Raw genomic sequence first — 22,036 nt, forward strand, 5'->3', positions numbered from 1 at the left:
TGGCGCATGAAGCGGCCCGCTCCGGGCACGCGGGGACTCAGGCCCCGCCGCGCTCCCCCGTCGCGGCGGGGCTTTTGCGCGCCCCGGGCGGCGGACGGTCGGTGACGTCGAGGAAGATCGCGTCGGCCTCGGGGACGGCGTCGCCGATGGCGCGCTTGATCCGGTCGGCGACCTCCTCCACCCGCTCGCTGTCCAGGCCCGGCATCAGATCGACGCGCGCGGCGACGAGGGCCGTGTCGAGACCCGTCTTCATGGTGAACAGCGCCTCCACGCTGTCGATCTCCGGCTGGGCGGCCAGCAGTTCCCCGATCCGGGCGCCGGTCTCGGGGTCGGCGGCCACGCCGATGAGCTGGTCGCGGGCCTCCCGGCCGAGGTGGAAGGCGACGAACACCAGGAGCGCGCCGATCGCGAGCGAGGCGGACGCCTCCCAGACGACGTTGCCGGTGACCATGTGCAGCGCCATGCCGGCGGCGGCCAGGGTGACACCCAGTACGGCGGTGCCGTCCTCGGCGACGACGGTGCGCAGGGCCGGGTCGCGCAGCCGGGACGTACCGCCCTGCCGGCGCACCTGGTGCAGGGCGCGCAGCAGGGAGAGGCCCTCGGCCAGGAGGGCGACGCCGAGGACGATCAGACCGGCCACATAGCCGCTGGTCTTCTCCTCCGCGCCGCTCCGGAGGGCCTCCACGCCCTGGAAGAAGGAGAAGCAGCCGCCCATGACGAAGATGCCCACGGCGGCGAGGAGCGACCAGAAGAAGCGTTCCTTGCCGTAGCCGAAGGGGTGGCGCCGGTCGGCCGGGCGGCGGCTGCGGCGCAGCGCGGCGAGCAGGAACACCTCGTTGAGGCTGTCGGCGACGGAGTGCGCGGCCTCCGAGAGCAGCGCGGGCGAGCCGGCCAGCAGCCCCCCGGCGGTCTTGGCGGCGGCGATCACCAGGTTGGCGGCGAGGGCGACCAGCACGGTCAGGCGCGTGCGGCGGTCGGCCCGCGTCTTTCGGCCAGGCTCGGGCTTCGGCTTCGGTGTTGTCCCGCTCACCCGTGCCGACTGCCCCGGCAGGTCGGGATCACACCGTGCGGTCCGCGGAAATCGGGGAACGCGGTCAGCAGGTCGCCGAGCCGGGCGGCCGGCGTGAGCAGCGGGAGGTGCCATGAACGACGGGGGCGACGGCAACAGCGGGTACGGGCACCGGCGGTTCCGGCGGTCCAGGAGCCACTTCACGGACCGGATCACCGCGGACGGCCGGGACGGCTGGCCGGTGACGGCCGGGCGCTACCGCCTCGTCGTCAGCCGTGCCTGCCCGTGGGCGAGCCGGGCGGTGATCTCCCGGCGGCTGCTCGGTCTGGAGGACGCGCTGTCCATGGCGATCGCCGATCCCCTCCAGGACGACCGGAGCTGGCGGTTCACCCTGGATCCGGGCGAGCGCGACCCGGTCCTCGGCATCCGTTTCCTCGGCGAGGCCTACGACCGGCGGGAGACCGGGTATCCGGGCGGCGTCAGCGTGCCGGCGGTCGTGGACGTGCCCAGCGGCCGGCTGGTGACGAACGACTACCAGCGGATCACCCTCGACCTGGCCACCGAGTGGCGGGCCCTGCACCGGCCCGGGGCGCCGGACCTCTACCCCGAGGAGTCGCGGGCGGAGATCGACACGGTGATGGCCGAGGTGTACGAGGACGTCAACAACGGGGTGTACCGGGCGGGGTTCGCGCGGGGGCAGGAGGAGTACGAGGAGGCCTGTGCGGCCGTCTTCCGGCGGCTGGAGCTGCTGGGGGCACGGCTCGGGCGGCAGCGTTACCTGGTCGGTGACACGATCACCGAGGCCGATGTGCGGCTGTTCACCACGCTGGTCCGCTTCGACGCGGTCTACCACGGACACTTCAAGTGCAACCGCTGGAAGCTGACGGAGGACCCGGTGCTGTGGGCGTACGCCCGGGACCTCTACCAGACGCCGGGTTTCGGTGACACCGTCGACTTCGACCACATCAAGCGGCACTACTACCAGGTGCACACCGGGATCAATCCGACGAGGATCGTTCCCGTCGGGCCGGACCTGGCGGGCTGGACGACCCCGCACGGCCGGGAGCGGCTCGGCGGGCGGCCCTTCGGGAACGGCACCGCGCCGGGACCGGTCCGCCCGCAGGAGGAGGTCCCGGCACCAGGGCGTCCCTGAACCGGTTCGCGCGGTCGAGGATTTCGAGGATTTCCAGTATTTCCAGTACTTCGAGGCTTTGGACAAGGAGGACTCGGTGGCCAGGAAGACCAGGAAGAGGAAGCTCCCGCTCGTCTACCAGCCCGTCGGCTTCGTCTTCGGCTGGGCGAGCGGCGCCCTGGCCGGGGTCGCCTTCCGCAAGGCGTGGAAGGCGATCCGGCACGAGGACGACGCCCCCGACGCCCTGGACCGCGATCGCGGCTGGGCCGAGATCCTGCTGGCCGCGGCGCTGCAGGGCGCGATCTTCGCGGCGGTCCGCAGCGCCGCCGACCGCACGGGCGCGAAGGCCATCGAACGCTCGACGGGCACCTGGCCGACGAAGGAGAAGGGGGGCCGGGACTGAAGGGCGGGACGTGCGGGACAGGACCTGACGGGCGGTCCCGGACCGTTCAGCCCAGTTTGGGGGCCCTGGGGGTGGTGCGGCGCAGGGTGAAGGAGTGGCCCGACGGGTCGGCGTAGCCGCGTTCCTCGTGGGGGCCGGGCGCTCCGTTCGTGTCCAGGGGGCGGCCGCCCAGGCCGACGATCCTGCGCTCGGCCTCGTCGAGGTCGTCGACCAGGAAGTCGAGGTGGACCTGGAAGGAGTTCTCGGGGCGCGGCCAGCTCGGCGGGGTCGCGTTGGCGTCGCGGCGGAAGGCCAGCCGGGTCCCGTCGGCGCCCCGGATCTCGACGCGGTGGGCGGAGACGTCGGTCTCCTCCGCGTCCAGGAACCCCTTGTAGAACTCGGCGAGCTGCTCCGGCTCGGCGCAGTCGAGCACCACGACGCCCGCTTTCACCACGGCCATGTCGTCTCCTCCACGAGGTCGGGGACGGGCGGCTCCCGTCCCGGACCTTGCGGATACCCCGGTTTCAGCCGGCCACCAGCCACTGGCCGTCCCGCATCACCTCGCACCCCCCGGTCTCCTCCTCCCGGGTCCGCCAGGACCGGATCCGTCGCGGACGGATGAGGAAGTACAGGTGGGGCACGGCCAGGGCACGCGGGTCGAAACCGGTCTTGCCGGCGAAGATCTCGGCGTCCTCCTCCGGAAGGTCGGCGGGCGGGACGGCGACGGCCCGCCCCTCGATCATGACCACGTCGTCGGCCGGTCCGACGGCGAGACGGGCCACGCCGGTGTCGTGCAGGGCACGGCCGGTGGGCGTGGCGAGCGGGGCGGCTACCAGCAGGACGGTGCCGTCCCAGACGTAGGAGAGCGGAGCCAGCTGGGGGGCGTCGCCGTCCTCGGCGGCGGTGGCGACCCAGACGTCGACGTCGTGTTCCAGCCGGTGGAGCGTGTCGTGCTTGCGCTGCTGCGCGGTGCGTGCCGGTGCTGGGGTCATGTCTCCAGTGTGGGCGCGGCCCGCGCCCCCGCACCCCGGACCGGGGGCACCCCCCCCCTGGACTTCCTGGACAGGTGTCCCGCTATAGTGGACACCTGTCCAGGAAGTTGAGGGAGATCATGGAAATTCTTGCGGGTGTACTGGTCGCGCTGGTGGCGCTGCTGCATCTCTACATCCTGGTGATGGAGATGTTCCTGTGGCAGAAGAAGCCGGGGATGGGCTTCCACGGGTTCGACGCGGAGATGGCGCGCCGCACCGCCCCCATGGCCGCCAACCAGGGGCTGTACAACGGCTTCCTGGCGGCGGGACTGGTGTGGGGGCTGATCGCCGAGGACCCGACCGGGTTCGCGGCCCAGGTGTTCTTCCTGTCCTGCGTGATCGTCGCGGGCGTGTACGGCGCGGTCACCGCCAACCGCCGGATCCTGGTCGCCCAGGCGCTCCCCGGCGCGCTCGCCCTGGCCGCGGTGCTGATCGCGCAGTGATCCGGGCGGAGGCCGAGGACCCGAGGGCGGCCCGGACCCGGTCCCGCCTGCGGGCCGCGCTGCTGGCGGAGTGCGCGGAGCGGCCGCTGGAGGAGGTGGGCGTGGCGGCGCTGGTGCGGCGGGCCGGCGTCGGACGGGCCACCTTCTACGTGCACTACCCCGACCTGGAGGCCCTCGCCGTCGACGCCTGCGCGGATGTCGTCCGCGAGGCCGTGGAGGCATTGCACGCCTGGCAGGGGCGCCCGGACCCGGTGCGGGCGCCGGCCGCCCTGGCGGGGTTCTTCGCCTCGCTCACCCCGCACGCCCCGCTCTACCGCACCCTCCTCGCGCCGGGCGGCGGCGGTCCGCTCGGCCGGGTGCTCCACCGGGACCTGCGGGCCTACAGCCTGCGGGAGCGGGAGCGGGCGGGCGCGGCGGACGCCCCGCTGGTGGCCTCGGCCGTCGCCGCGACCTTCGCCGGTGTGCTGGCCGACTGGCTGCACGGCGACCTGGGCGGCACCCCCGGTGAGATCGCCGACCAGGTCTGGCAGTTGCTGGTCGCCCTGCACGCGAGCCGCTGAACGGGTTTCACTTGCAGGCCACCGCCCTCTTCGCGAGCGGCCAGGCCTCGACGCCCTCGGGGGTGCGGACGTAGGCCGTCCTACGGTCCTTCGTCAGCCACAACCGCCAGTGCCCGTAGCGGTATCCGGTGTCGCGGGCGTCGGCCGGCATCCGGACGTCCGCGTCGTACGGGGCGGCGAGCAGGCCGGATGCGAGCACACCGTCGGGGTCGCGGACGTACTGCCGGTAGTCCTCGGCCCCGCCCGTCCCCAGGAAGTGCGCCCTCTCCCAGCCGCAGTGCTCCGCACCGGCGTGGCTGGTGAGGGTGGTGGTCGCCACGCGGTGTCCGTCGCGGTCGGTCCAGATCTCCAGGCCGAGGGAGTCGCTGAAGGCGGCGGGGAGTTCGGCCGGGTCGCAGGAGGCGTTCGTCTCCGGGCCCCAGCCCGGTCGGCCCTGCTGGTCCTCGGCGACCACGACCGCGACCTTCGTCCGGCCGCCGACGTCGTACGAGTACAGGACCCGGCCGTCCGCCTCACGCTCCACCCGGTAGCCGGAGTGCGGGACCTGCGGCTGGAACATGTCGAAGAAGAGCCGCAGCCCGTCCTCCGGGGTGTCGCCGCCGTCGCCGCTGCTCCAGCCGTCGGGGCCGCCGCCGTCGGAGATCTGGCCGTCGCACTCCAGCGCCCGGCCTGCGGCGCCTGACTCGGCCGGCAGTGCCTGCGGGGTGTGCGTGTCGAGGGTCCTCGTCGCGAGGTCCAGACGTCCGGTGTACGGCGTCGTCGGCGGCGTTCCCTCGACGACCAGGTCGCTCCTCTCCCCCGCCCCGCAGCCCACGGCCGCCACCAGTGCCGCCGTCACCGCCACCAGCCCTCTGCGCATGCGCGCCCCCGTCCCTCCGGTCGATCCCGTGTCCCTACGACGCCGGGGCGCGCCGGTACGTTCAGCGGGCGGTCTGGAACGTTCTGCGGTAGGCCTGCGGCGAGACCCCGATCGCCGCGTGCAGGTGCTGGCGCAGCGAGGCGCCGGTGGCGAAGCCGACCCGGCCGGCGATCTGGTCCACGGAGAGGTCGCTGGCCTCCAGCAGGTGCCGGGCGTGCACCACCCGCTGCTGGATCAGCCAGCGGCCGGGGCTCGACGCCCACCTCGTCCTGGAAGCGGCGGGCGAAGGTGCGCAGGCTCATCCGGGCGTGCGCGGCGAGGTCGGCGAGGGCGAGGGGCTCGTCCAGGTGCGCGAGGGCCCAGGCCCGGGTGGCCGCCGTGCTCGCCGGACCGGCCTCGGGCACCGGCTGTTCGATGTACTGCGCCTGCCCGCCGTCGCGGAACGGCGGCACCACACAGCGGCGGGCCACCGTGTTGGCCAGTTCGCTGCCGTGGTCCTTGCGGACGAGGTGCAGACAGACGTCGACGCCGGCGGCGGCGCCGGCCGAGGTCAGCACCCGGCCGTCGTCCACGAAGAGGACGTCGGGATCCAGGTCCACCTGCGGGTACATACGGCGGAAGCGGTCGGCGCAGTTCCAGTGGGTGGTGGCCCGGCGGCCGTCGAGGAGGCCGGCGGCCGCGAGGACGAAGGCCGCCGTGCAGATCGAGACGATCCGGGTGTCGGGGCGGATGCGGGCGAGGGCCCCGGCGACCGCCGACGGCAGTTCCTCCGTGAGCCGCTCGGGCGCCACGGACGCGACGACGACCGTGTCGGCCGTCTCCAGCACCTCGGGGCCGTGCTCGACACCCACCGTGAAGTCGGCGTTCGTGCGCACCGCGCGGCCGTCGACCGTGCAGGTCAGCACTTCGTAGCGCCCGTCGGCGGCGCCGAGGATCCGGCTCGGGATGCCGAGCTCGAAGGGGTAGACGCCGTCGAGGGCGAGGACGACGACACGGTGGGGGGCTGCTGCGGCCATGGCACGATTCTATCGGAGGTTGACCATCATGCCATTTCCCGGCGGGGCGGGGCCGGGCAGGCTGGTCGACCATGAGCACTGAGAACACCATGCGAGTCATCGGCCAGGACGTCCTCGGCGGTCCCGAGGTTCTGCAGGAGAAGGAGACGACACGGCCCGCGCCGCGGGCCAACGAGGTCCTGGTGCGGGTGCGCGCCGCCGGGGTCAACCCGACCGACTGGAAGCACCGCGCCACGGGCGGGTTCCTGGGCGAGCCGCCGTTCGTCCTGGGCTGGGACCTCTCCGGGACCGTCGAGGCGGTCGGGATCGGCGTCGCGACGTTCGTCCCGGGCGACGAGGTCTTCGGGATGCTGCCGTACCCCTACGGCCACGGTTCGCACGCCGAGTACGTCGTCGCCCCGGTCCGTGCCCTGTGGCACAAGCCCGCCGGTGTCGACCACGTCCAGGCGGGCGCGCTGCCGCTGGTCTCGCTGACCGCCTGGCAGGCACTGGTGGAGAACGCCGGACTCACGGCCGGGCAGCGGGTGCTGGTCCACGCGGCCGCCGGGGGCGTGGGGCACGTGGCGGTGCAGATCGCCAAGGCGCGCGGCGCGTACGTGATCGGCACGGCGAGCGCGGGCAAGCACGCCTTCCTGCGGGATCTGGGCGTCGACGAGGTGATCGACTACCGGGAGACCGACTTCACCGAGGCGGTGAAGGAGGTCGACGTCGTCCTGGACACCCTGGGCGGGGAGACCGCCACGCGCTCGCTGCGGGTGCTGCGGCCGGGCGGGGTCGTGGTGTCGATCCTGCCGACGGGTTCACGGGAGCTGGAGGAGGAGGCCGCGCGGCTCGGGGTGCGCGCGGTGCGGATGCTCGTGGACGCCGACCGGGCCGGGATGCGGGAGATCGCCGGGCTGGTGGAGGCCGGCAGGCTCCGCGCGACGATCGCGGGGACGTTCCCGCTGGCCGATGCCGCCGAGGCGCACAGGCTCGGCGACACCGGCCGGACCACGGGGAAGCTGGTCCTGACGGTCGGCTGACGGGCCGTCACCGGGTGGATGTCAGAAGGTCAGCACCGGCTTGATGGTCTTGCCCGAGGTCATGTCCTGGACCGCCTGTCCGATGTCCTCGAAGGCATAGGTGCCGATCAGCCGGTCCAGCGGCAGCCGTCCCGCCTTGACCAGTTCCACCAGGGCGGGGATGAAGGTCCGGGTCTCGCTGTCGCCGAGGGTGAGGCCGACGATCCGCTTGCCGCCGAGCAGCCCGTTGACGTCCAGGGCGACCTCGCTGCCGAACGGCGGCGCGCCGACGACGACCAGGGTGCCGCGGGCGGCGAGCGCGTCGACCCCCTGGCGCAGCACGGCCGTACTGCCCGTGGTCTCCACGATCCCGTCGGCGCCCCGGCCACCGGTGATCTCGGCGACGGCCTCGCCGAACGGGACCTGTCCGGCGTCCACGGTGTGGGTGGCGCCCACCTCCTTCGCGAGCGCGAGGCGTTCGGCGACCCGGTCGACGGCGATGATCGTGGTGGCGGGGCCGAGGGCGGCGGCCATGACGGCGGAGAGGCCGACGGCTCCCGGCACCGAGGACGACGACCGTGTCACCGGCGGTGGGCCGCAGGACGTTCCAGACGGCGCCGACCCCGGTCTGCACACCGCAGCCGAGCGGGGCGATCGAGGTCAGGGGGACCTCGGGGTTGACCTTGACCAGGCTGCGCTCGTCGACCAGGGCCCGCTCCGCGAAGGAGGACTGGCCGAAGAAGTGGCCGCCGAGCGGCTCGCCGTCGCGGCTGATGGTGCTGGTGCCGTCGGCGCGGCGGCCGCCGATGAGGTTCAGCGGCAGCCAGGTCGCGCAGTAGGCGGGGTGGCCGCCGTGGCAGTTGCGGCACTCGCCGCAGGAGGTGAAGGAGAGGACGACGTGGTTGCCGGGGGCCACCCCGGTGACGGCCTCCCCCACCGCCTCCACGACCCCCGCGCCCTCGTGGCCGAGGACGCCCGGCAGCGGGAAGGGCAGTCCGCCGCTCTGCACCCCCAGGTCGGTGTGGCACACGCCGGCCGCCACCAGCCGGACCACCGCCTCGTGCGGGCCGGGCTCGGCGAGGACGACTTCGGAGAGGGTGAACGGCGCTCCGGCGGACTCGACGACGGCCGCGCGCGTGGTGATGGACATCGATGGAACTCCCTTGGCCGGGCGGCTGGTTCAGTCGAGCGAGACGACGACGGACTTGACCTTGGTGTAGGAGGCGAGCGCCTCGGGGCCGTACTCGCGGCCGAATCCGGAGTCCTTGACGCCGCCGAAGGGGACGGCCGGGTCGAGCATGGCCCAGTCGTTGACCCAGACGATGCCGGCCTGGAGGCGGTCGGCGATCCGGTGGGCGCGGGCGAGGTTGCCGGTCTGCACCCCCGAAGCCAGGCCGTACGGGGTGGAGTTGGCGAGGGCGACCGCCTCGTCCTCGTCGTCGAAGGGCTGGACGGTGAGGACCGGGCCGAAGATCTCCTCCTGGACGACCCGCGAGTCGTTGGGGAGGTCGGCGATGACGGTGGGCTTGTAGTAGTAGCCGCCGTCCAGGTCGAGGCGCTCACCGCCGCAGACGATCCGGGCGCCCTCCTTGCGGGCGAGGTCGACGTACTCCTCGACCTTGCGCAGGTGCTTCTCCCCCGCCATGGGTCCGACGACGGTCTCCACGGCGCGCGGGTCGCCCACGGGTACCCCGGGCACGGCCTCGGCGAGGATGCTCAGCAGGGTGCTGTAGACCGGGCGGGCCACCAGCAGGCGCGGGCCGCCCATGCAGAACTGGCCGGTGTTGAAGACGAAGCCCTTGATGACCGCGCCGACGGCCTTCTCCAGGTCGGCGTCCTCGAAGACGAGGTGCGCGGCGTTGCCGCCGAGTTCCATGGTGACCTGCTTGAGGTTCTCACCGGCGATGCCCGCGACGTGCCGGCCGATCGCGGTGGAGCCGGTGAAGGCGATCTTGTCGACGCCGGGGTGCCGCAGCAGCGCCTCGCCCGCGACGGGGCCGGTGCCGGTGACGACGTTGACGACGCCGTCGGGCACCCCGGCCCGCTGGAGCAGTCCCGCCATGTACAGGGCGCTCAGCGGGGTCTCGTCGGCGGGCTTGTGGACGACCGTGTTGCCCGCGGCGAGGGCCGGGGCGAGCTTCGAACCGGCCAGGATCAGCGGGAAGTTGAAGGGGGTGATGGCGGCGACGACACCGATCGGGCCGCGCCGGGTGTAGGCGAGGGCGTTCATCGGGATGTCGCGGTTGCCGCCCTCCAGGGAGAAGGCGAGCGTGGCGTAGTACTCGTAGTCGTTGGCCGCGTTGGTGACGTCGACCGCGTGGGCCAGGGTGATCGGCTTGCCGACGTCCAGGCTCTCCAGCCGGGCGATCTCGTCGGCCTCCTCACGGATCAGCTGGGCCACCCGCAGCAGGATCCGGCCGCGCTCGCGCCCGCTGAGCCCTGACCACCGGCCGGAGTCGAAGGCCTCACGGGCGGCCCGCACCGCGGCGTCCACGTCGGCGGTGCCCGCCTCCGCGACGGTGGTGACGACCGCGCCCCGGGACGGGTCGACCACCTCGGTCCGTGCTCCGTCCGCCGCCTCGCGCCACTGTCCCCCGATGAACAGTCGACCGGGGTCGATCTCGAAGGTGGTCATCGCCACTCCTCAGCATCGTTGCCAAGATTTCAACTAACAGGATTCCTGTTGGTCCGCAGTCTCATTACAGACAGGTTTCCTGTCAATGGTCTACGCTCGGACTCATGGCCGGCACCCAGACGACCCAGGCGGCGACTTCCGCGCGCCCGCCCCACAAGGCTCCCCCGTCCCTGCTCTACATGGTGAAGCAGGTGGAGCTCGTCGTGCGATCCCGGCTGGACGAACTCGTCAAGCCCTCCGGCATCACCGCCCTGCAGTACACGGCGCTCACCGTCCTGGAGCGGCACGACGGACTGTCCGCCGCCCAGCTGGCCAGGGACTCCTTCGTGACCGCCCAGTCCATCGCCGATCTGGTGCGCTCGCTGGAGAGCCGCGGCCTGATCCGCCGGGAGCGCAATCCGCGCAACCGGCGCGAGCTGATGATCCTGCTCACCGACGACGCGCGCGCACTGCTGGAACAGTACGCCCGGCCCGTCCGGGAGCTGGAGGAGCGGATGGTGCGGGAGCTCACGGCGCACCAGACGGAGCAGTTCCGGACGGCTCTGTCCAAGGCATGGCAGGCCCTCTCGTAAGCTTCTCGCACCCCTTCGCTCACGGCGCGAAAAAACTCGGTCGAGACACGCCCGAATTTCGAAGACATATGTCAATCGAACATGCTGAAATTCACTCCATCGGGGGTACCTTGCTGGGGGGGGGGGAACTGCTGTCCGCTGCCCCGCCGTTGGAGGCTCCCGACCGGTGGAGCGGGTTGGAGGCGATGTCGTCGTGCAGCAGGAACCCGCCGCGGACACCCCGCACCTGGGCGTCCGGCAGGAGCGGGGGTACACGGTGCTGGAGTTCCGCGGCGAGATCGACATCGTCGCGGCGACGGAGATCGGTCCACGGCTCGACGAGGCGACCGCCGGGCCCGCGCCGCGGGTCGTCATCGACCTCTCGCCGATCGACTTCTTCGACTGCTCCGGACTCCGCCTGCTGTACCGGGCCCGCCGCCGGGTGCTCGACCAGGACGGCGAACTGCGGCTGGTCTGCACCCACCCGCTGGCCCTGCGTGTCCTCAAGGCCACCGGGCTGCACCGCTTACTGCCGCCCGCGGCGACCCTGGACGCGGCCCTGGGGCAGCCCGAGGCCACGTCCGGCACCTTATGACCGCGCTCCCCGGCCCTACCGCACGATCCTCGTGACCTGTCCGGCCCCCACGGTCCGTCCGCCCTCGCGGATGGCGAACTTCAGCCCCTCCTCCATCGCGATCGGCTGGATCAGTTCCACGAGCATGGTGGTGTTGTCGCCCGGCATGACCATCTCGGTGCCCTCCGGCAGGGTCACCACGCCCGTCACGTCCGTCGTACGGAAGTAGAACTGCGGGCGGTAGTTCTGGAAGAACGGCGTGTGCCGGCCGCCCTCGTCCTTGGACAGGATGTACGCCTGTGCCTCGAACCGGGTGTGCGGGGTGACCGAGCCCGGCTTGATCACCACCTGGCCACGCTCCACCTCGTCCCGTTTGATCCCGCGCAGCAGCAGACCGACGTTCTCCCCTGCCCGGCCCTCGTCGAGGAGCTTGCGGAACATCTCCACACCGGTGACCGTGCTCCTCGTCTTCTGCGGGTGGATGCCGATGATCTCCACCTCGCTGTTGACCCGCAGCGTGCCGCGCTCGATGCGGCCGGTGACGACCGTCCCGCGCCCGGTGATGGTGAAGACGTCCTCGATCGGCATGAGGAACGGCCGGTCCACGTCCCGCTGCGGTTCCGGCACCGCCTCGTCGACCGCGTCCAGCAGGTCCAGCACCGACTGCGTCCACCGCGGGTCGCCCTCCAGGGCCCGCAGCGCGGAGATCCGTACGACGGGCACCTCGTCGCCCGGGAACTCGTACTCGGTGAGCAGTTCGCGCACCTCCAGCTCGACCAGCTCCAGGATCTCCTCGTCGTCGACCATGTCCGTCTTGTTGAGGGCGACGACGATGTACGGCACACCCACCTGCCGGGCCAGCAGCACATGCTCCTTGGTCTGCGGCATCGGCCCGTCCGTGCCCGCGACCACCAGGATCGCGCCGTCCATCTGCGCCGCGCCGGTGATCATGTTCTTGATGTAGTCGGCGTGCCCGGGGCAGTCCACGTGGGCGTAGTGCCGGCGCTCGGTCTGGTACTCCACATGGGCGATCGAGATGGTGATGCCGCGCTGCCGCTCCTCGGGCGCCTTGTCGATCTGGTCGAACGGGGTGAAGGGGTTCAGCTGGGGGAACTTGTCGTGCAGCACCTTGGTGATGGCTGCCGTGAGGGTCGTCTTGCCGTGGTCGATGTGCCCGATGGTGCCGATGTTGACGTGCGGTTTGGTCCGCTCGAACTTCGCCTTCGCCACTGCGAGCCCTCCCTGGTCACATGGGTGACGACATGCGCGTATCCACTCCTTCCTGTCTATTCGCTGCGGGCCGCGTCGAACAGGGCGCTCACGGACTCACCGTTGTGAATACGGCGCACGGCCTCGGCCAGGGCGGGGGCGATGGACAGGATCCGCAGCTTGTCGGTGTGCTCCTCGGCCGGCACCGGCACGGTGTTGGTGCAGACGATCTCCAGGACGTCGGGCTGCTCGCTGAGCCGTTTGACGGCGCCGTCCGCGAACAGACCGTGGGTGCAGGCCACCCGGATCGAGCGCGGCTCGAGCTCCCGCAGCCGGTCGAGGAGTTCGAGGACGGTACTGCCCTTGGCTATCTCGTCGTCGAGGACGATCACGTCCCGGCCGATGACCTCGCCGATCACGGAGTTGATGCTGACCCGGTCGTCGGCGTAGCGCTGCTTCGCGCCGGCCGCCACCTGGGCGCCGATCATCCGGGCGAAGGCGGCGGCCTCCTTGGCGTTGCCGAGATCGGGCGAGACGACGGTGGTGGAGGTCAGGTCGTAGCGGCGGAAGTGGGCCGCCAGCTCGCGACGGGCGTGCAGATGGTCCACGGGCATCGAGAAGAAGCCGTGCACCTGCGGTGAGTGCAGGGTCATGGTGAGGACCCGGTGGACCCCGGCCGCCGCCATCAGATCGGCGACCAGACGGCCGCCCAGGGAGATCCGGGGCGCGTCCTTCTTGTCGGAGCGGGCGTAGGAGTAGTGCGGCATGACCACGGTGATCCGGCCGGCAGAGGCGCCGCGGGCCGCGTCGCACATCAGCAGCAGCTCCACGAGGTGCTCCTGCACGGGCTTGACCAGGGGCTGGACCAGGAAGACGTCCCGCTCCCGGCAGTTGGCCTGGAGCTGGACCTCCAGACAGTCGTTGGCGAACCTGCTGAGCCGGGTCGGGCTCAGCGGCACTCCCAGATGGGAACAGACCTCGGCGGCCAGCTCGGGGTGGGCGCTGCCGCTGAACACGGAGATGTCTCGCACGAAGGACTCCTCGACCAGGTCCGTCGGAAGGGGATCTCTCACGGGATCTCTCATGCTACGGACCCCGCCGAACCGTGCGGCCGGGCGGATGGGCCGACCGGGTGAGCACGGCCTGCCCGCTCGTCGCGCCCTCCGGCGGGCCGCGCCATCATGGCCCACGGCCTGACTTTGTGTCACAGATCGTCAACAACGCGGTCTGGCAAGGGCTTTGCCGGGAATCCGTCTCGACAGGAAGGAGGGCCGTCGCCATGACGACTCCCGTCAAGCGCCTCCAGGGGCGCATACCCGGCTGGGCCAAGGTGCTCATCGCGGTCGTGGTCGTACTCACCGTGATGTTCGCCGGGATCCGGCTCAGCCTGCTGCCCGGGCTGCGCGAGTTCTTCGGCACCGAGACCAAGGACCGCTCGGGCCCCGCCCTGCTCAAGTCCATCCAGGACATGAGCCGTTACGAGGCAGCCTCCGGCAACTTCCAGGTCGTCGTGGACCTGGAGAAGGACGCCAAGTACCTCCCGGACGCCCTGCGCGGCACCCGCACGCTGTACGTGGGGGCGGGCACGGTGGACGCCTATGTCGACCTCGGCGGGCTGGGCGACGACGACGTGACGGTCGACGGCGACCGTACGTCCGCCACGCTCCGGCTGCCGCACGCGCGGCTCGGCAAACCGGCACTCGACCCGGACCGCTCCTACGCGGTCTCCAAGCAGCGCGGTCTTCTCGACCGCCTCGGCGATCTCTTCTCGGACAACCCCAACAGCGAGCAGGCCGTGCAGAAGCTCGCCGTGAAGCACATCGGCGAGGCGGCGAAGGACAGCGAGCTGACCTCCCGCGCCGAGACCAACACCACCGACATGCTGGAGGGTCTGCTGCACTCCCTCGGCTTCACGGAGGTCAAGGTCACCTACGGGCCCTGACCGGCCGAGCGGGGTTCCCACGGGCCGTGCGCATCCTCGGGGCGTCAGCGGGTAACCGCCTTACGACGCAGGTAAGTTGAAGACTGGAGGACAGCATGGCCCGTGCAGCCGAACGCCCACGTCCCGTGTTCCGCCTGCGCCCGCCCAAGGGCGGACAGCCACCGGACGCGTCCGCGCCCGCCGCGCAGGCGGCAGCCCGCAAGAAGGCGGCACCCGCGAACCGGGCGGCACCCCGCGAGAAGGCGGCGCTCTGGCGGAGGGTCGTGTCCCGGACGAAGGCGGCGCCCGAGCGGGACACCGCGCCCGGGAAGGACAGCGCGCCCGGGAAGAAGGCGGCGCCCGGCACGAGGGCGGCGCGGGAGGAGAAGGCGCCGGCGCGTTCCGGTCCCCGGCCGATGCCCTTCCCGTTGCGGCTCCTCGCGATGCTGTTCGCCTTCGCCTTCATGGTGGGGTTCGCCGTCGTGCTGGCGCGGCTGACCCTGGAGCCCTCCCCCGCCTCCGAGGCGCTCGTGCACTCGAACCTGCACCCGGGCCGGTCGCTGCGGGCCTATCTGGACCAGCCCGCGCTCCGGGACGCGGTCAAGCAGATCGGCGGGAACGTGCTGCTCGGGGTGCCGTTCGGCATCCTCGTGCCGGTGCTCGCGCCCAAGGCGCGCGGAATGCTGCGGGTCCTGCTGCTGACGGCGTCCGTGATGCTGCTGGTGGAGTTCGCGCAGGGCGCGCTCATCACCGGGCGCGCCTTCGACATCGACGACGTCATCCTCAACACGGCCGGCGCGCTCGTCGGTTACCTGCTGCTCGGCCGCCGCATGAGCCGCGCGGTGCACGCTCCCCGGCCCCGGCGGCGGGATTCCTAGAGCCGCGGCCTCCAGGTGTACTTGTCGCCGCCCACCCAGCGCACGACATTGGGGTCGTCGAGGTCGTGGACGGTGATGCCGAACGCGGCGGCCGTCTCCAGGACGTCGGTGACGGTGTGCGCGGAACCGACCACTTCGCCGTCGATTTCCACGATCCGGAAGGGGGGAGTGCCCGGCTGCACCCCGAGCACCATGATCCGTGGCTGGTTCATGAAGGGGCTCGCGACTTCGGTCATGACTAGAGCGTAAAACGCAACCAGCCGGTATGGATCGTCAGGAATCACCCACCGGGGCCATCGCCCGTCGTGCGCCGGTGGCCGCGCTGGGCAACGCTGGAGCGAGGAGGTGGCCATGGATCCGCTGGATGCCCTGGACCGGATCGCCTTCCTGCTGGAGCGGTCCCTGGCGCCGACGTACCGCGTGAAGGCCTTCCGTACGGCCGCCCGGGTACTGGCCGAGCTGCCCGAGGGCGAGGTGGCCGAGCGGGCGGGCTCCGGCACGCTGGAGTCGCTGAAGGGCGTGGGGCCGAGGACGGCCCAGGTGGTGCGGGAGGCGCTGGCCGGCGAGGTGCCGTCCTACCTGCGGAAACTCCAGGAGGAGACGGGTCGGCCGCTCACCGACGGTGCCGGGGAGCGGCTGCGGGCCCTGCTGCGCGGCGACTGCCATCTGCACTCCGACTGGTCCGACGGCGGCAGTCCGATCGACGAGATGGGCCGGACGGCGGCGGCCCTCGGCCACGAGTGGGCCGTACTGACCGACCATTCACCCCGGCTGACGGTCGCCCGGGGCCTGTCGCCGGAGCGGCTGCGCGCCCAACTGGAGGTGGTCGAGGAGCTGAACGCGTCCTGGGCGCCGTTCCGGCTGCTGACCGGTATCGAGTGCGACATCCTGGAGGACGGCTCCCTGGACCAGGAGCCCGAACTGCTCGAGCGGCTGGACGTGGTCGTGGTGTCCGTGCACTCGAAACTGCGGATGGAGAAGCGGGCGATGACCCGGCGCATGCTGAAGGCCGTGCGGGATCCGCACGCCGACGTCCTCGGGCACTGCACGGGGCGGCTGGTGCAGGGGCGGGGCCGGCCGGAGTCGGAGTTCGACGCGGACGAGGTGTTCGCGGCGTGCGCCGCGTCCGGCACGGCCGTGGAGATCAACAGCAGGCCGGAGCGGCTGGACCCGCCCCGGCGGCTGCTGCGGCGGGCGGTCGAGGCGGGGGTGCTGTTCTCGGTCGACACCGACGCGCACGCCCCCGGCCAGCTGGACTGGCAGATCCTCGGCTGCGCGCGGGCCGAGGAGTGCGGGGTGCCCGCCGAGCGGATCGTGACGACCTGGCCGGTGGACCGGCTGCTGGAGTGGTCCCGGAAGGACGCCTCCGTTTGACTTCGAGCGCACTCCAATTCGTAGCGTTTCGCACATGAGCAACAGCGACATGAGCCCGCAGCACAAGATCGGCTCGGGCTTCGGTGCCACGAGCACCGCCGACGACGTCCTGCGGGGCATCGACCTGGACGGCCGGCTGGCGATCGTGACGGGCGGCTACTCCGGACTCGGCCTGGAGACCACGCGGGCGCTGGTGAAGGCCGGCGCCCGGGTCGTCGTACCGGCGCGGCGGCCGCAGACGGCGCGGGAGAACCTCGACGGCATCGGGAACGTCGAGGTGGACGAGCTCGACCTCGCCGACCTGGACAGCGTGCGCGCCTTCGCCGACCGGTTCCTCGCCTCGGGCCGCACGCTCGACCTGGTGATCGACAACGCCGGGATCATGGCCTGCCCGGAGACCCGGGTCGGGCCGGGCTGGGAGGCGCAGTTCGCCACGAACCACCTCGGTCACTTCGCCCTCGTGAACCGGCTGTGGCCGGCGATCGAGCCGGGCGGGGCGCGGGTGGTGTCGGTGTCCTCGCGCGGCCACCACTTCTCCGGCATCCGCTGGGACGACGTCCACTGGCGGCGGGACTACGACAAGTGGCAGGCGTACGGGCAGGCCAAGACGGCGAACGTGCTGTTCGCCGTGCACCTCGACGCGCTCGCCCGGGACCGCGGTGTACGGGCCTTCGCGCTCCACCCCGGTGGCATCCTCACGCCCCTCCAGCGGCATCTGCCGAGGGAGGAGATGAGGGCGAACGGGTGGATCGACGAGGACGGCAACCCGATCCCGCAGCCGGGCCTCAAGACCCCGGAGCAGGGCGCGGCGACCCAGGTGTGGGCGGCGACCTCCCCGCAGCTGGACGGCATGGGCGGCGTCTACCTGGAGGACTGCGACATCGCCGAGCCCGCTCCGGAGAACGACGAGCGCACCGGGGTGAAGGCCTGGGCGACCGACCGTGAGCAGGCGTCCCGGCTGTGGGACCTCTCGGCCGAGCTGACCGGGGTGAACGCGTTCGCCTCGTAGGCCTCGCCTCCCGGGCCTCGCCTCCCGGGCTGGTCTCCCGGCGCCGGCGCGCGTGCCGGGTCGCTGCAGGGGGTACTCGGCGGTCGTCTCGTGCAGGGACCGTCGAGAGGAGCCCAAGGTGAGCAGCTCAACGGGCGGCGATGTCGTCGTCACCGGGGCCACCGGGAACGTCGGCACGAGTGTGGTGCGACTGCTGTCGGAGGATCCGGGCGTCGCCTCGGTGCGGGGCCTGGCCCGCCGGGTGCCGGAGTGGGCACCCCCGAAGACGGAGTGGACCGGGGTCGACCTGGCGTCCGAGGACGTCGGCCTGGTTCCCCTGTTCGAGGGCGCGGCGGCGGTGGTGCACCTGGCGTGGGCGTTCCAGCCCACGCACGACCCGGCGGTGACCTGGCGGACCAATGTGCTGGGCAGCATCCGGGTGTTCGAGGCGGTGGCCGCCGCGCGGGTGCCGGTGCTGGTCCACGCCTCGTCGGTGGGTGCGTACTCGCCCGGTCCCAAGGAACACGCGGTGGACGAGTCGTGGCCGACGCACGGCTGGCCGGACGCCGCGTACTGCCGGGAGAAGGCCTATCTGGAGCGGGCCCTGGACATCTTCGAACGCGATCACCCGCAGGTGCGGGTGGTGCGGATGAGGCCGGCTTTCCTGTTCAAGCGGGAGTCGGCGAGCGAGCAGCGGCGGATCTTCGGCGGCCGGTTCCTGCCGGGCCAGGTGGCCCGTCCCGACCTGCTGCCCTTCCTGCCCGACGTCCCCGGGCTGCGGGTGCAGGCGCTGCACACGGACGACGCGGCCGAGGCGTACCGGCTCGCCCTGCGCACCGGGGTGCGGGGCCCGTTCAACCTCGCGGCCGAGCCGGCCGTGGACGTCGGTCTGCTGGGCGAGATGTTCGACGCCCGCCGGGTACGCCTCCCGCGCACGGCCGTCCGCTCGGCCGTCGCCGCGGCGTGGAACCTGCGTCTCCTCCCGGCCTCCCCGCATCTCTTCGACGCGGTGCTGCGCCTGCCCCTGATGGACTGCACCCGCGCCCGCACCGAACTCGGCTGGCGCCCGGAACGCACGGCCACGGAGGTGCTCCGGGAGTTCCTCCGGGGCCTGCGGTCCGGGGACGGCGGGCCGACGGTGCCGATGCGGGGGCGGACGGCGGGCTGAGGCGCCCCGTCCACCGCGGGGCACGCCCTCCCCGCGTTCCGGCTCAGTCGGACGGCTCGTCGGGGATCGGCTGCCCGTCGTCGGGGACCGGCTGCCCGGGGGGTGCGCCGGCCGGGCCGGGGGTTCCTCGGCGGCCGGTGCCGGCCTCGTCGGTGTCGGGGAGTTCGGCGTCGGGCAGATCGGGGGTGGTGACGTCCCAGGGGTCCTCGTCCGAGCGGCTCTGCTGGTCGGGCAGGTCTCGGGGGATCGGGGGGCCCGCCTCGCCGGGGCCCTCTTCTCGGTGCGCAGTCACGGTGTGCTCCCTTCGCGGGGCGCTGGCGGGTACCTCGGCAGCGGGCGGTCAAACCTCAGTGCGGGGTGCGCTCCTCCAGGGCCGTGTGCCAGGCCGGCCGGGGCAGGGCGGGCCGGGGGTCGGGGCGGCGGCCGCCGTGCGCGAAGAAGTCCGCGAGGGGCAGGATCGCCGCGCCCACGGTGACCGCGTCGGGGCCGAGCCTGCCGAGGTCGACGGTGACCCTGCGGGCGGGGTGGCCGAGGGCGTAGGCGGCGGCGTGACGGCGTACGGCGGGCAGCAGGCGGGCGCCGAGCTGGAGGCCCGCCCACCCTCCGACGAGGATGCGCTCGGGCCGGAAGAGATTGATCAGGTCGGAGAGGCCGGCGCCCACGTACTCGGCGGTCTCCTCCAGGACGGCGCGGGCGGCCGGGTCGCCCTCGGTGCCGTCCTCCGGGTGGGCGGCGGCGAGCATCGCGGCGAGCGCGCCCTCCTCGTCGCCGTCGGCGGGCGGCCGGCCCCCTTCCTCGCGCCAGCGGTCCAGGAGCGCCTCGGCGCCCGCGTACGCCTCCAGACAGCCGAGGGCGCCGCAGCGGCAGCGACGGCCCCGGACCCGGACCGTCAGATGCCCCCATTCGAGGGCCCGGCCCTGGTCCGCCTCGGGGGTGACGAGGCTGGCGCCGACGCCGGAACCGAAGAGGACCACGACGGCGTTGCGGGCACCGCGTCCGGCGCCGAACCACATCTCGGCCTGGCCGAGGGTCCGCGCACCGTTGTCGATGAAGTACGGGACGGTGTCGGGCAGCGGGGAGCCCTCGCGCAGCAGCGCCTCCAGCGGTACGGCGTCCCAGCCGATCGTCTGCCCGTGGACGACGGCGCCGTTCCCGGGGGTGTGCTCGACGATGCCGGGGACGCCGATGCCGACGCCCAGGAGCCGTTCGGGGGCGAGTCCTGCCGTCGCCAGCACCTCGGCGACGCCGTCCCGGACGTGACCGACGATGCCCTCGACCTCGTACCGCCGCTGCTCCAACGGGCGGTCCGCGCGGGCGAGTTCGGTGAGGGTGAGGTCGAACAGCTCGATCCGCACCCGGGTCTCGCCGACGTCCACGCCGATCATGTGTCCGCTGTCGGGGGCCACGCGCAGCAGGATGCGGGGGCGGCCGCCGTCGGAGTCGACGCTGCCGGCCTCCTCGACCAGTCCGTCGGCGACCAGATCGGCGACGACGTTGCTGACGGAGCCGGAGCTGAGCCCGGTGGCCGGGCCCAGCTCGAAGCGGCTGAGGGGGCCGTCGAAGTAGAGCCGCTGCAGGACGGCCGTGCGGTTGGCCCGTCTGAGATCGCGTACCGTACGCCCGTTCCGCTCCGTCATGACGCTCCTCTCGCACCCTGCCCGTCCCGCAACATACCCTCGGGGACGGACCGGGCGCGACTTCCTCCACCCCTTAGTTCACGATGCGAGACAAGGGGGGGCGGCGCTCGAGGTCGACCCGATGACGGGCGACCGCGCCCTCAGTTCTCTCGGCCGTGCCCGCACCCCGGGGTGCGCCGAAGCGGGCGAGGGTGTGCCAGACCATCTTGAGGTCCTGCGGGTCGGCCCGCCCCTCGCGGACGGCGTCACCGATCACGCGCGGGTCGACCATCGCGCCGTCGGCGATCCGCGCGCCCAGCTCGGCGTACGCACGGCCCCGGTATGCGGCGTTGCGGTACAGCTCGGCGACGGTGATGCGGTAGCCGGGGTGCCACTCGACCGGACAGGGCAGGGCACCGGCCGCCTCCTCGACCGGGGTGCCGCGGTAACTCGGATCCAGGACCAGGGCCTCGACGTCCCGGGCGAGATCGACGCCCCCGTGCACATGGGCCTCGACGTAGTCGTTGAGGGCGTCCCGCTCGTCGGACTCCGCCAGGGCGATCAGGGGCATGGCCGCAGCGACACCGAAGGCCGCGGGCTCGGCCGCGCTGTCGGGGTAGCAGAAGGTGGCACGGGTGAGCGCCGCCGGGCGCAGCCGCAGGTGCGAGGAGCCGAACCTCGGTGCGGCGCCGACGACTTGGCGCCGGAAGTCGAGTCCGCCGTACACGGGTCGCTCGTGCGGGTCCGCGTCGTCGTAGGCCCCGCCGAAGATCCGGCTCTCCCAGCACCACCGGTCCCCGCCGGGGTGGGCGGTGAGGCCGCCGTTGCTCGTGCCGGTGACGAACTGCGAGTGATAGGCGCCGTCGCGGGCGAGCGCGGCGAGGATCGGCAGCCCGCCCGCCTCCCGGTCCGGATGGAAGTTCAGCGTGATCCGCAGGTCCGGAGCGAGGGCGGGACCCGTGGAGCGGGCTGCGACATGCCGCAGGGCGGTCCGGGCGCGCGAGGACGGAGGGACGTGCGGCAAATCCACTGGCTCTCCCTGACAGGGCTATTTATCCTAGGACACAACCTAGAGGTCCTAGGTTATGACCGGGCACTGCACTCACAGGAGGCTCCCCCATGCGGGCACTCACCGAAAGCGACATTCGCAGTTCGTTCGTCAATTGCTCCAAGGGAGAGGCCAGACGGCTGTACGTGCCCCGTGAGCTCGATCAACTTCCCTGGGCCGCGCTGGACTTCCTGGGGTGGCGCGATCCGGGGGCGCCCGATCGGAGTTGTCTGGTGGCCGAGCGGCAGGGCGAACTCGTCGGTGTGACCCTGCGTCTGCCGTCCTCGCGGCGGGGGCTGCCGCACCGCAGCATGTGCTCGCTGTGTCTGACCACGCACCCCGGTGGCGGGGTCTCCCTGATGACGGCCCGCAAGGCGGGCGCGGCCGGCCGCGAGGGCAACTCGGTCGGCCTGTACCTCTGCGCCGACCTGGCCTGCTCCCTGTACCTGCGGGGCAGGAAGGTCCCGGCGTCGGGCGGCCGGCTGGAGGAGACCCTCACCCTGGACGAGCAGATCGCCCGCACGACGGGCCGCCTGTCGGCCTTCCTCGACCAGCTGTACACGTGACGGCGCGCGAGGACCCTCCTCGACCGGATGGCGGAACCCCCGGTCCCTGAGGACGAAGACCTGCGTCGCCCCGTC

General features: G+C 72.6%; 24 protein-coding genes and 2 pseudogenes. 13 read left to right on the forward strand and 13 right to left on the reverse strand.

The window, feature by feature from the left end; genetic code table 11:
- Positions 1 to 37: 37 nt before the first annotated feature.
- Positions 38 to 1,144 (reverse strand): cation diffusion facilitator family transporter, encoded by a 1,107-nt coding sequence (locus U5640_RS03055; protein WP_340374252.1) that lies wholly within the window; start codon positions 1,142 to 1,144, stop codon positions 38 to 40.
- Here U5640_RS03055 and U5640_RS03060 point away from each other — a divergent pair.
- A complete protein-coding gene (locus U5640_RS03060) occupies positions 1,143 to 2,162 on the forward strand; it encodes a glutathione S-transferase C-terminal domain-containing protein (RefSeq protein WP_340374253.1) in 1,020 nt (339 codons plus the stop codon). The two genes, U5640_RS03055 and U5640_RS03060, sit on opposite strands and share 2 nt — an antisense overlap.
- 76 nt (positions 2,163 to 2,238) lie before the next feature.
- Entirely contained in the window at positions 2,239 to 2,544 is a 306-nt protein-coding gene (locus U5640_RS03065; protein ID WP_067254694.1) for a DUF4235 domain-containing protein, read from the forward strand.
- A 46-nt stretch (positions 2,545 to 2,590) separates the two neighbouring features.
- On the opposite strand, the gene U5640_RS03070 is transcribed toward U5640_RS03065, so the two are convergent.
- Together U5640_RS03070 and U5640_RS03075 are read right to left on the reverse strand one after the other, a co-directional pair.
- Entirely contained in the window at positions 2,591 to 2,983 is a 393-nt protein-coding gene (locus U5640_RS03070) for a VOC family protein (protein ID WP_340374254.1), read from the reverse strand.
- Between the two features lie 64 nt (positions 2,984 to 3,047).
- Complete coding sequence (locus U5640_RS03075) at positions 3,048 to 3,515, reverse strand: pyridoxamine 5'-phosphate oxidase family protein (RefSeq protein WP_340374255.1); 468 nt, start codon at positions 3,513 to 3,515, stop codon at positions 3,048 to 3,050.
- Between the two features lie 119 nt (positions 3,516 to 3,634).
- Here U5640_RS03075 and U5640_RS03080 point away from each other — a divergent pair, with 119 nt between their 5' ends.
- The gene (locus U5640_RS03080) at positions 3,635 to 3,997 is read left to right on the forward strand and encodes a DUF1304 domain-containing protein (protein WP_340374256.1); all 363 of its coding nucleotides are present in this window, start codon (positions 3,635 to 3,637) and stop codon (positions 3,995 to 3,997) included.
- A complete protein-coding gene (locus U5640_RS03085) occupies positions 3,994 to 4,557 on the forward strand; it encodes a TetR/AcrR family transcriptional regulator (protein WP_340374257.1) in 564 nt (187 codons plus the stop codon). Before U5640_RS03080 ends, U5640_RS03085 begins: the two co-directional genes overlap by 4 nt.
- Positions 4,558 to 4,564: 7 nt before the next feature.
- Here the strand turns inward: U5640_RS03085 and U5640_RS03090 are convergent, their stop codons facing one another.
- A complete protein-coding gene (locus tag U5640_RS03090; protein ID WP_340374258.1) occupies positions 4,565 to 5,416 on the reverse strand; it encodes a hypothetical protein in 852 nt (283 codons plus the stop codon).
- A 61-nt stretch (positions 5,417 to 5,477) separates the two neighbouring features.
- A pseudogene (locus U5640_RS03095) lies at positions 5,478 to 6,432 on the reverse strand (helix-turn-helix domain-containing protein).
- A gap of 71 nt (positions 6,433 to 6,503) precedes the next feature.
- On the opposite strand from U5640_RS03095, the gene U5640_RS03100 reads away from it, so the two are divergent.
- Entirely contained in the window at positions 6,504 to 7,454 is a 951-nt protein-coding gene (locus U5640_RS03100) for an NADP-dependent oxidoreductase (protein WP_340374259.1), read from the forward strand.
- A 21-nt stretch (positions 7,455 to 7,475) separates the two neighbouring features.
- Here the strand turns inward: U5640_RS03100 and U5640_RS03105 are convergent.
- Positions 7,476 to 8,583, reverse strand: a pseudogene (locus U5640_RS03105) (NAD(P)-dependent alcohol dehydrogenase).
- A gap of 30 nt (positions 8,584 to 8,613) precedes the next feature.
- Positions 8,614 to 10,068 carry an aldehyde dehydrogenase family protein gene (locus U5640_RS03110; protein WP_340374260.1) on the reverse strand — a complete coding sequence of 485 codons (1,455 nt, stop codon included), beginning with the start codon at positions 10,066 to 10,068 and terminating at the stop codon, positions 8,614 to 8,616.
- Positions 10,069 to 10,172: 104 nt separating this feature from the next.
- On the opposite strand from U5640_RS03110, the gene U5640_RS03115 reads away from it, so the two are divergent.
- On the forward strand, positions 10,173 to 10,640 hold the full coding sequence (locus U5640_RS03115) for a MarR family transcriptional regulator (protein ID WP_340374261.1): 468 nt from the start codon (positions 10,173 to 10,175) through the stop codon (positions 10,638 to 10,640).
- A 193-nt stretch (positions 10,641 to 10,833) separates the two neighbouring features.
- Positions 10,834 to 11,214, forward strand: a complete 381-nt coding sequence (locus U5640_RS03120) for an anti-sigma factor antagonist (RefSeq protein WP_340374262.1) — start codon at positions 10,834 to 10,836, stop codon at positions 11,212 to 11,214.
- A gap of 15 nt (positions 11,215 to 11,229) precedes the next feature.
- Here the strand turns inward: U5640_RS03120 and tuf are convergent, their stop codons facing one another.
- Together tuf and U5640_RS03130 are read right to left on the reverse strand one after the other, a co-directional pair.
- Positions 11,230 to 12,423 carry an elongation factor Tu gene (gene tuf, locus U5640_RS03125; protein WP_340374263.1) on the reverse strand — a complete coding sequence of 398 codons (1,194 nt, stop codon included), beginning with the start codon at positions 12,421 to 12,423 and terminating at the stop codon, positions 11,230 to 11,232.
- A 56-nt stretch (positions 12,424 to 12,479) separates the two neighbouring features.
- Complete coding sequence (locus U5640_RS03130; protein ID WP_340384901.1) at positions 12,480 to 13,433, reverse strand: ribose-phosphate pyrophosphokinase; 954 nt, start codon at positions 13,431 to 13,433, stop codon at positions 12,480 to 12,482.
- 248 nt (positions 13,434 to 13,681) lie between these two features.
- Here U5640_RS03130 and U5640_RS03135 point away from each other — a divergent pair, with 248 nt between their 5' ends.
- Together U5640_RS03135 and U5640_RS03140 are read left to right on the forward strand one after the other, a co-directional pair.
- Positions 13,682 to 14,344, forward strand: a complete 663-nt coding sequence (locus U5640_RS03135; protein WP_340374264.1) for a DUF4230 domain-containing protein — start codon at positions 13,682 to 13,684, stop codon at positions 14,342 to 14,344.
- 395 nt (positions 14,345 to 14,739) lie between these two features.
- The gene (locus U5640_RS03140) at positions 14,740 to 15,201 is read left to right on the forward strand and encodes a VanZ family protein (protein ID WP_340384903.1); all 462 of its coding nucleotides are present in this window, start codon (positions 14,740 to 14,742) and stop codon (positions 15,199 to 15,201) included.
- Here U5640_RS03140 and U5640_RS03145 read toward each other — a convergent pair.
- Positions 15,198 to 15,437, reverse strand: coding sequence for a hypothetical protein (locus tag U5640_RS03145; protein ID WP_340374265.1), 240 nt, complete (start codon positions 15,435 to 15,437; stop codon positions 15,198 to 15,200). The two genes, U5640_RS03140 and U5640_RS03145, sit on opposite strands and share 4 nt — an antisense overlap.
- 115 nt (positions 15,438 to 15,552) lie before the next feature.
- Here U5640_RS03145 and U5640_RS03150 point away from each other — a divergent pair, with 115 nt between their 5' ends.
- The 3 genes from U5640_RS03150 to U5640_RS03160 all read left to right on the forward strand — a co-directional run bounded on the left by U5640_RS03150 (position 15,553) and on the right by U5640_RS03160 (position 18,731).
- On the forward strand, positions 15,553 to 16,575 hold the full coding sequence (locus U5640_RS03150) for a PHP domain-containing protein (RefSeq protein WP_340374266.1): 1,023 nt from the start codon (positions 15,553 to 15,555) through the stop codon (positions 16,573 to 16,575).
- A gap of 49 nt (positions 16,576 to 16,624) precedes the next feature.
- Positions 16,625 to 17,584, forward strand: a complete 960-nt coding sequence (locus U5640_RS03155) for an SDR family NAD(P)-dependent oxidoreductase (RefSeq protein ID WP_340384906.1) — start codon at positions 16,625 to 16,627, stop codon at positions 17,582 to 17,584.
- 118 nt (positions 17,585 to 17,702) lie between these two features.
- Positions 17,703 to 18,731, forward strand: coding sequence for an SDR family oxidoreductase (locus U5640_RS03160; RefSeq protein ID WP_340374267.1), 1,029 nt, complete (start codon positions 17,703 to 17,705; stop codon positions 18,729 to 18,731).
- 43 nt (positions 18,732 to 18,774) lie between these two features.
- Here the strand turns inward: U5640_RS03160 and U5640_RS03165 are convergent, their stop codons facing one another.
- The 3 genes from U5640_RS03165 to U5640_RS03175 form a co-directional block, all read right to left on the reverse strand.
- Complete coding sequence (locus U5640_RS03165; protein WP_340374268.1) at positions 18,775 to 19,023, reverse strand: hypothetical protein; 249 nt, start codon at positions 19,021 to 19,023, stop codon at positions 18,775 to 18,777.
- Positions 19,024 to 19,078: 55 nt separating this feature from the next.
- Positions 19,079 to 20,368: an ROK family transcriptional regulator gene (locus U5640_RS03170; RefSeq protein ID WP_340374269.1), complete on the reverse strand. Its 1,290-nt coding sequence runs from the start codon at positions 20,366 to 20,368 to the stop codon at positions 19,079 to 19,081.
- A gap of 73 nt (positions 20,369 to 20,441) precedes the next feature.
- Positions 20,442 to 21,377 (reverse strand): DUF3626 domain-containing protein, encoded by a 936-nt coding sequence (locus tag U5640_RS03175; RefSeq protein WP_340374270.1) that lies wholly within the window; start codon positions 21,375 to 21,377, stop codon positions 20,442 to 20,444.
- An 89-nt stretch (positions 21,378 to 21,466) separates the two neighbouring features.
- Between U5640_RS03175 and U5640_RS03180 the strand changes: the two genes are divergently transcribed.
- Positions 21,467 to 21,961: an FBP domain-containing protein gene (locus U5640_RS03180; RefSeq protein WP_340374271.1), complete on the forward strand. Its 495-nt coding sequence runs from the start codon at positions 21,467 to 21,469 to the stop codon at positions 21,959 to 21,961.
- Positions 21,962 to 22,036: the final 75 nt, after the last annotated feature.

This window comes from Streptomyces sp. SS7, assembly GCF_037993025.1.
Taxonomy (GTDB): Bacteria; Actinomycetota; Actinomycetes; order Streptomycetales; family Streptomycetaceae; genus Streptomyces.

Coding starts and splice junctions, on each gene's coding strand:
- U5640_RS03060 (WP_340374253.1), top strand. CDS start 1,143: ATGAACGACGGGGGCGACGGCAACAGCGGGTACGGGCACCGGCGGTTC.
- U5640_RS03055 (WP_340374252.1), bottom strand. CDS start 1,144: ATGGCACCTCCCGCTGCTCACGCCGGCCGCCCGGCTCGGCGACCTGCT.
- U5640_RS03070 (WP_340374254.1), bottom strand. CDS start 2,983: ATGGCCGTGGTGAAAGCGGGCGTCGTGGTGCTCGACTGCGCCGAGCCG.
- U5640_RS03075 (WP_340374255.1), bottom strand. CDS start 3,515: ATGACCCCAGCACCGGCACGCACCGCGCAGCAGCGCAAGCACGACACG.
- U5640_RS03080 (WP_340374256.1), top strand. CDS start 3,635: ATGGAAATTCTTGCGGGTGTACTGGTCGCGCTGGTGGCGCTGCTGCAT.
- U5640_RS03090 (WP_340374258.1), bottom strand. CDS start 5,416: ATGCGCAGAGGGCTGGTGGCGGTGACGGCGGCACTGGTGGCGGCCGTG.
- U5640_RS03100 (WP_340374259.1), top strand. CDS start 6,504: ATGAGCACTGAGAACACCATGCGAGTCATCGGCCAGGACGTCCTCGGC.
- U5640_RS03110 (WP_340374260.1), bottom strand. CDS start 10,068: ATGACCACCTTCGAGATCGACCCCGGTCGACTGTTCATCGGGGGACAG.
- U5640_RS03115 (WP_340374261.1), top strand. CDS start 10,173: ATGGCCGGCACCCAGACGACCCAGGCGGCGACTTCCGCGCGCCCGCCC.
- U5640_RS03135 (WP_340374264.1), top strand. CDS start 13,682: ATGACGACTCCCGTCAAGCGCCTCCAGGGGCGCATACCCGGCTGGGCC.
- U5640_RS03140 (WP_340384903.1), top strand. CDS start 14,740: ATGCCCTTCCCGTTGCGGCTCCTCGCGATGCTGTTCGCCTTCGCCTTC.
- U5640_RS03145 (WP_340374265.1), bottom strand. CDS start 15,437: ATGACCGAAGTCGCGAGCCCCTTCATGAACCAGCCACGGATCATGGTG.
- U5640_RS03150 (WP_340374266.1), top strand. CDS start 15,553: ATGGATCCGCTGGATGCCCTGGACCGGATCGCCTTCCTGCTGGAGCGG.
- U5640_RS03155 (WP_340384906.1), top strand. CDS start 16,625: ATGAGCCCGCAGCACAAGATCGGCTCGGGCTTCGGTGCCACGAGCACC.
- U5640_RS03170 (WP_340374269.1), bottom strand. CDS start 20,368: ATGACGGAGCGGAACGGGCGTACGGTACGCGATCTCAGACGGGCCAAC.
- U5640_RS03180 (WP_340374271.1), top strand. CDS start 21,467: ATGCGGGCACTCACCGAAAGCGACATTCGCAGTTCGTTCGTCAATTGC.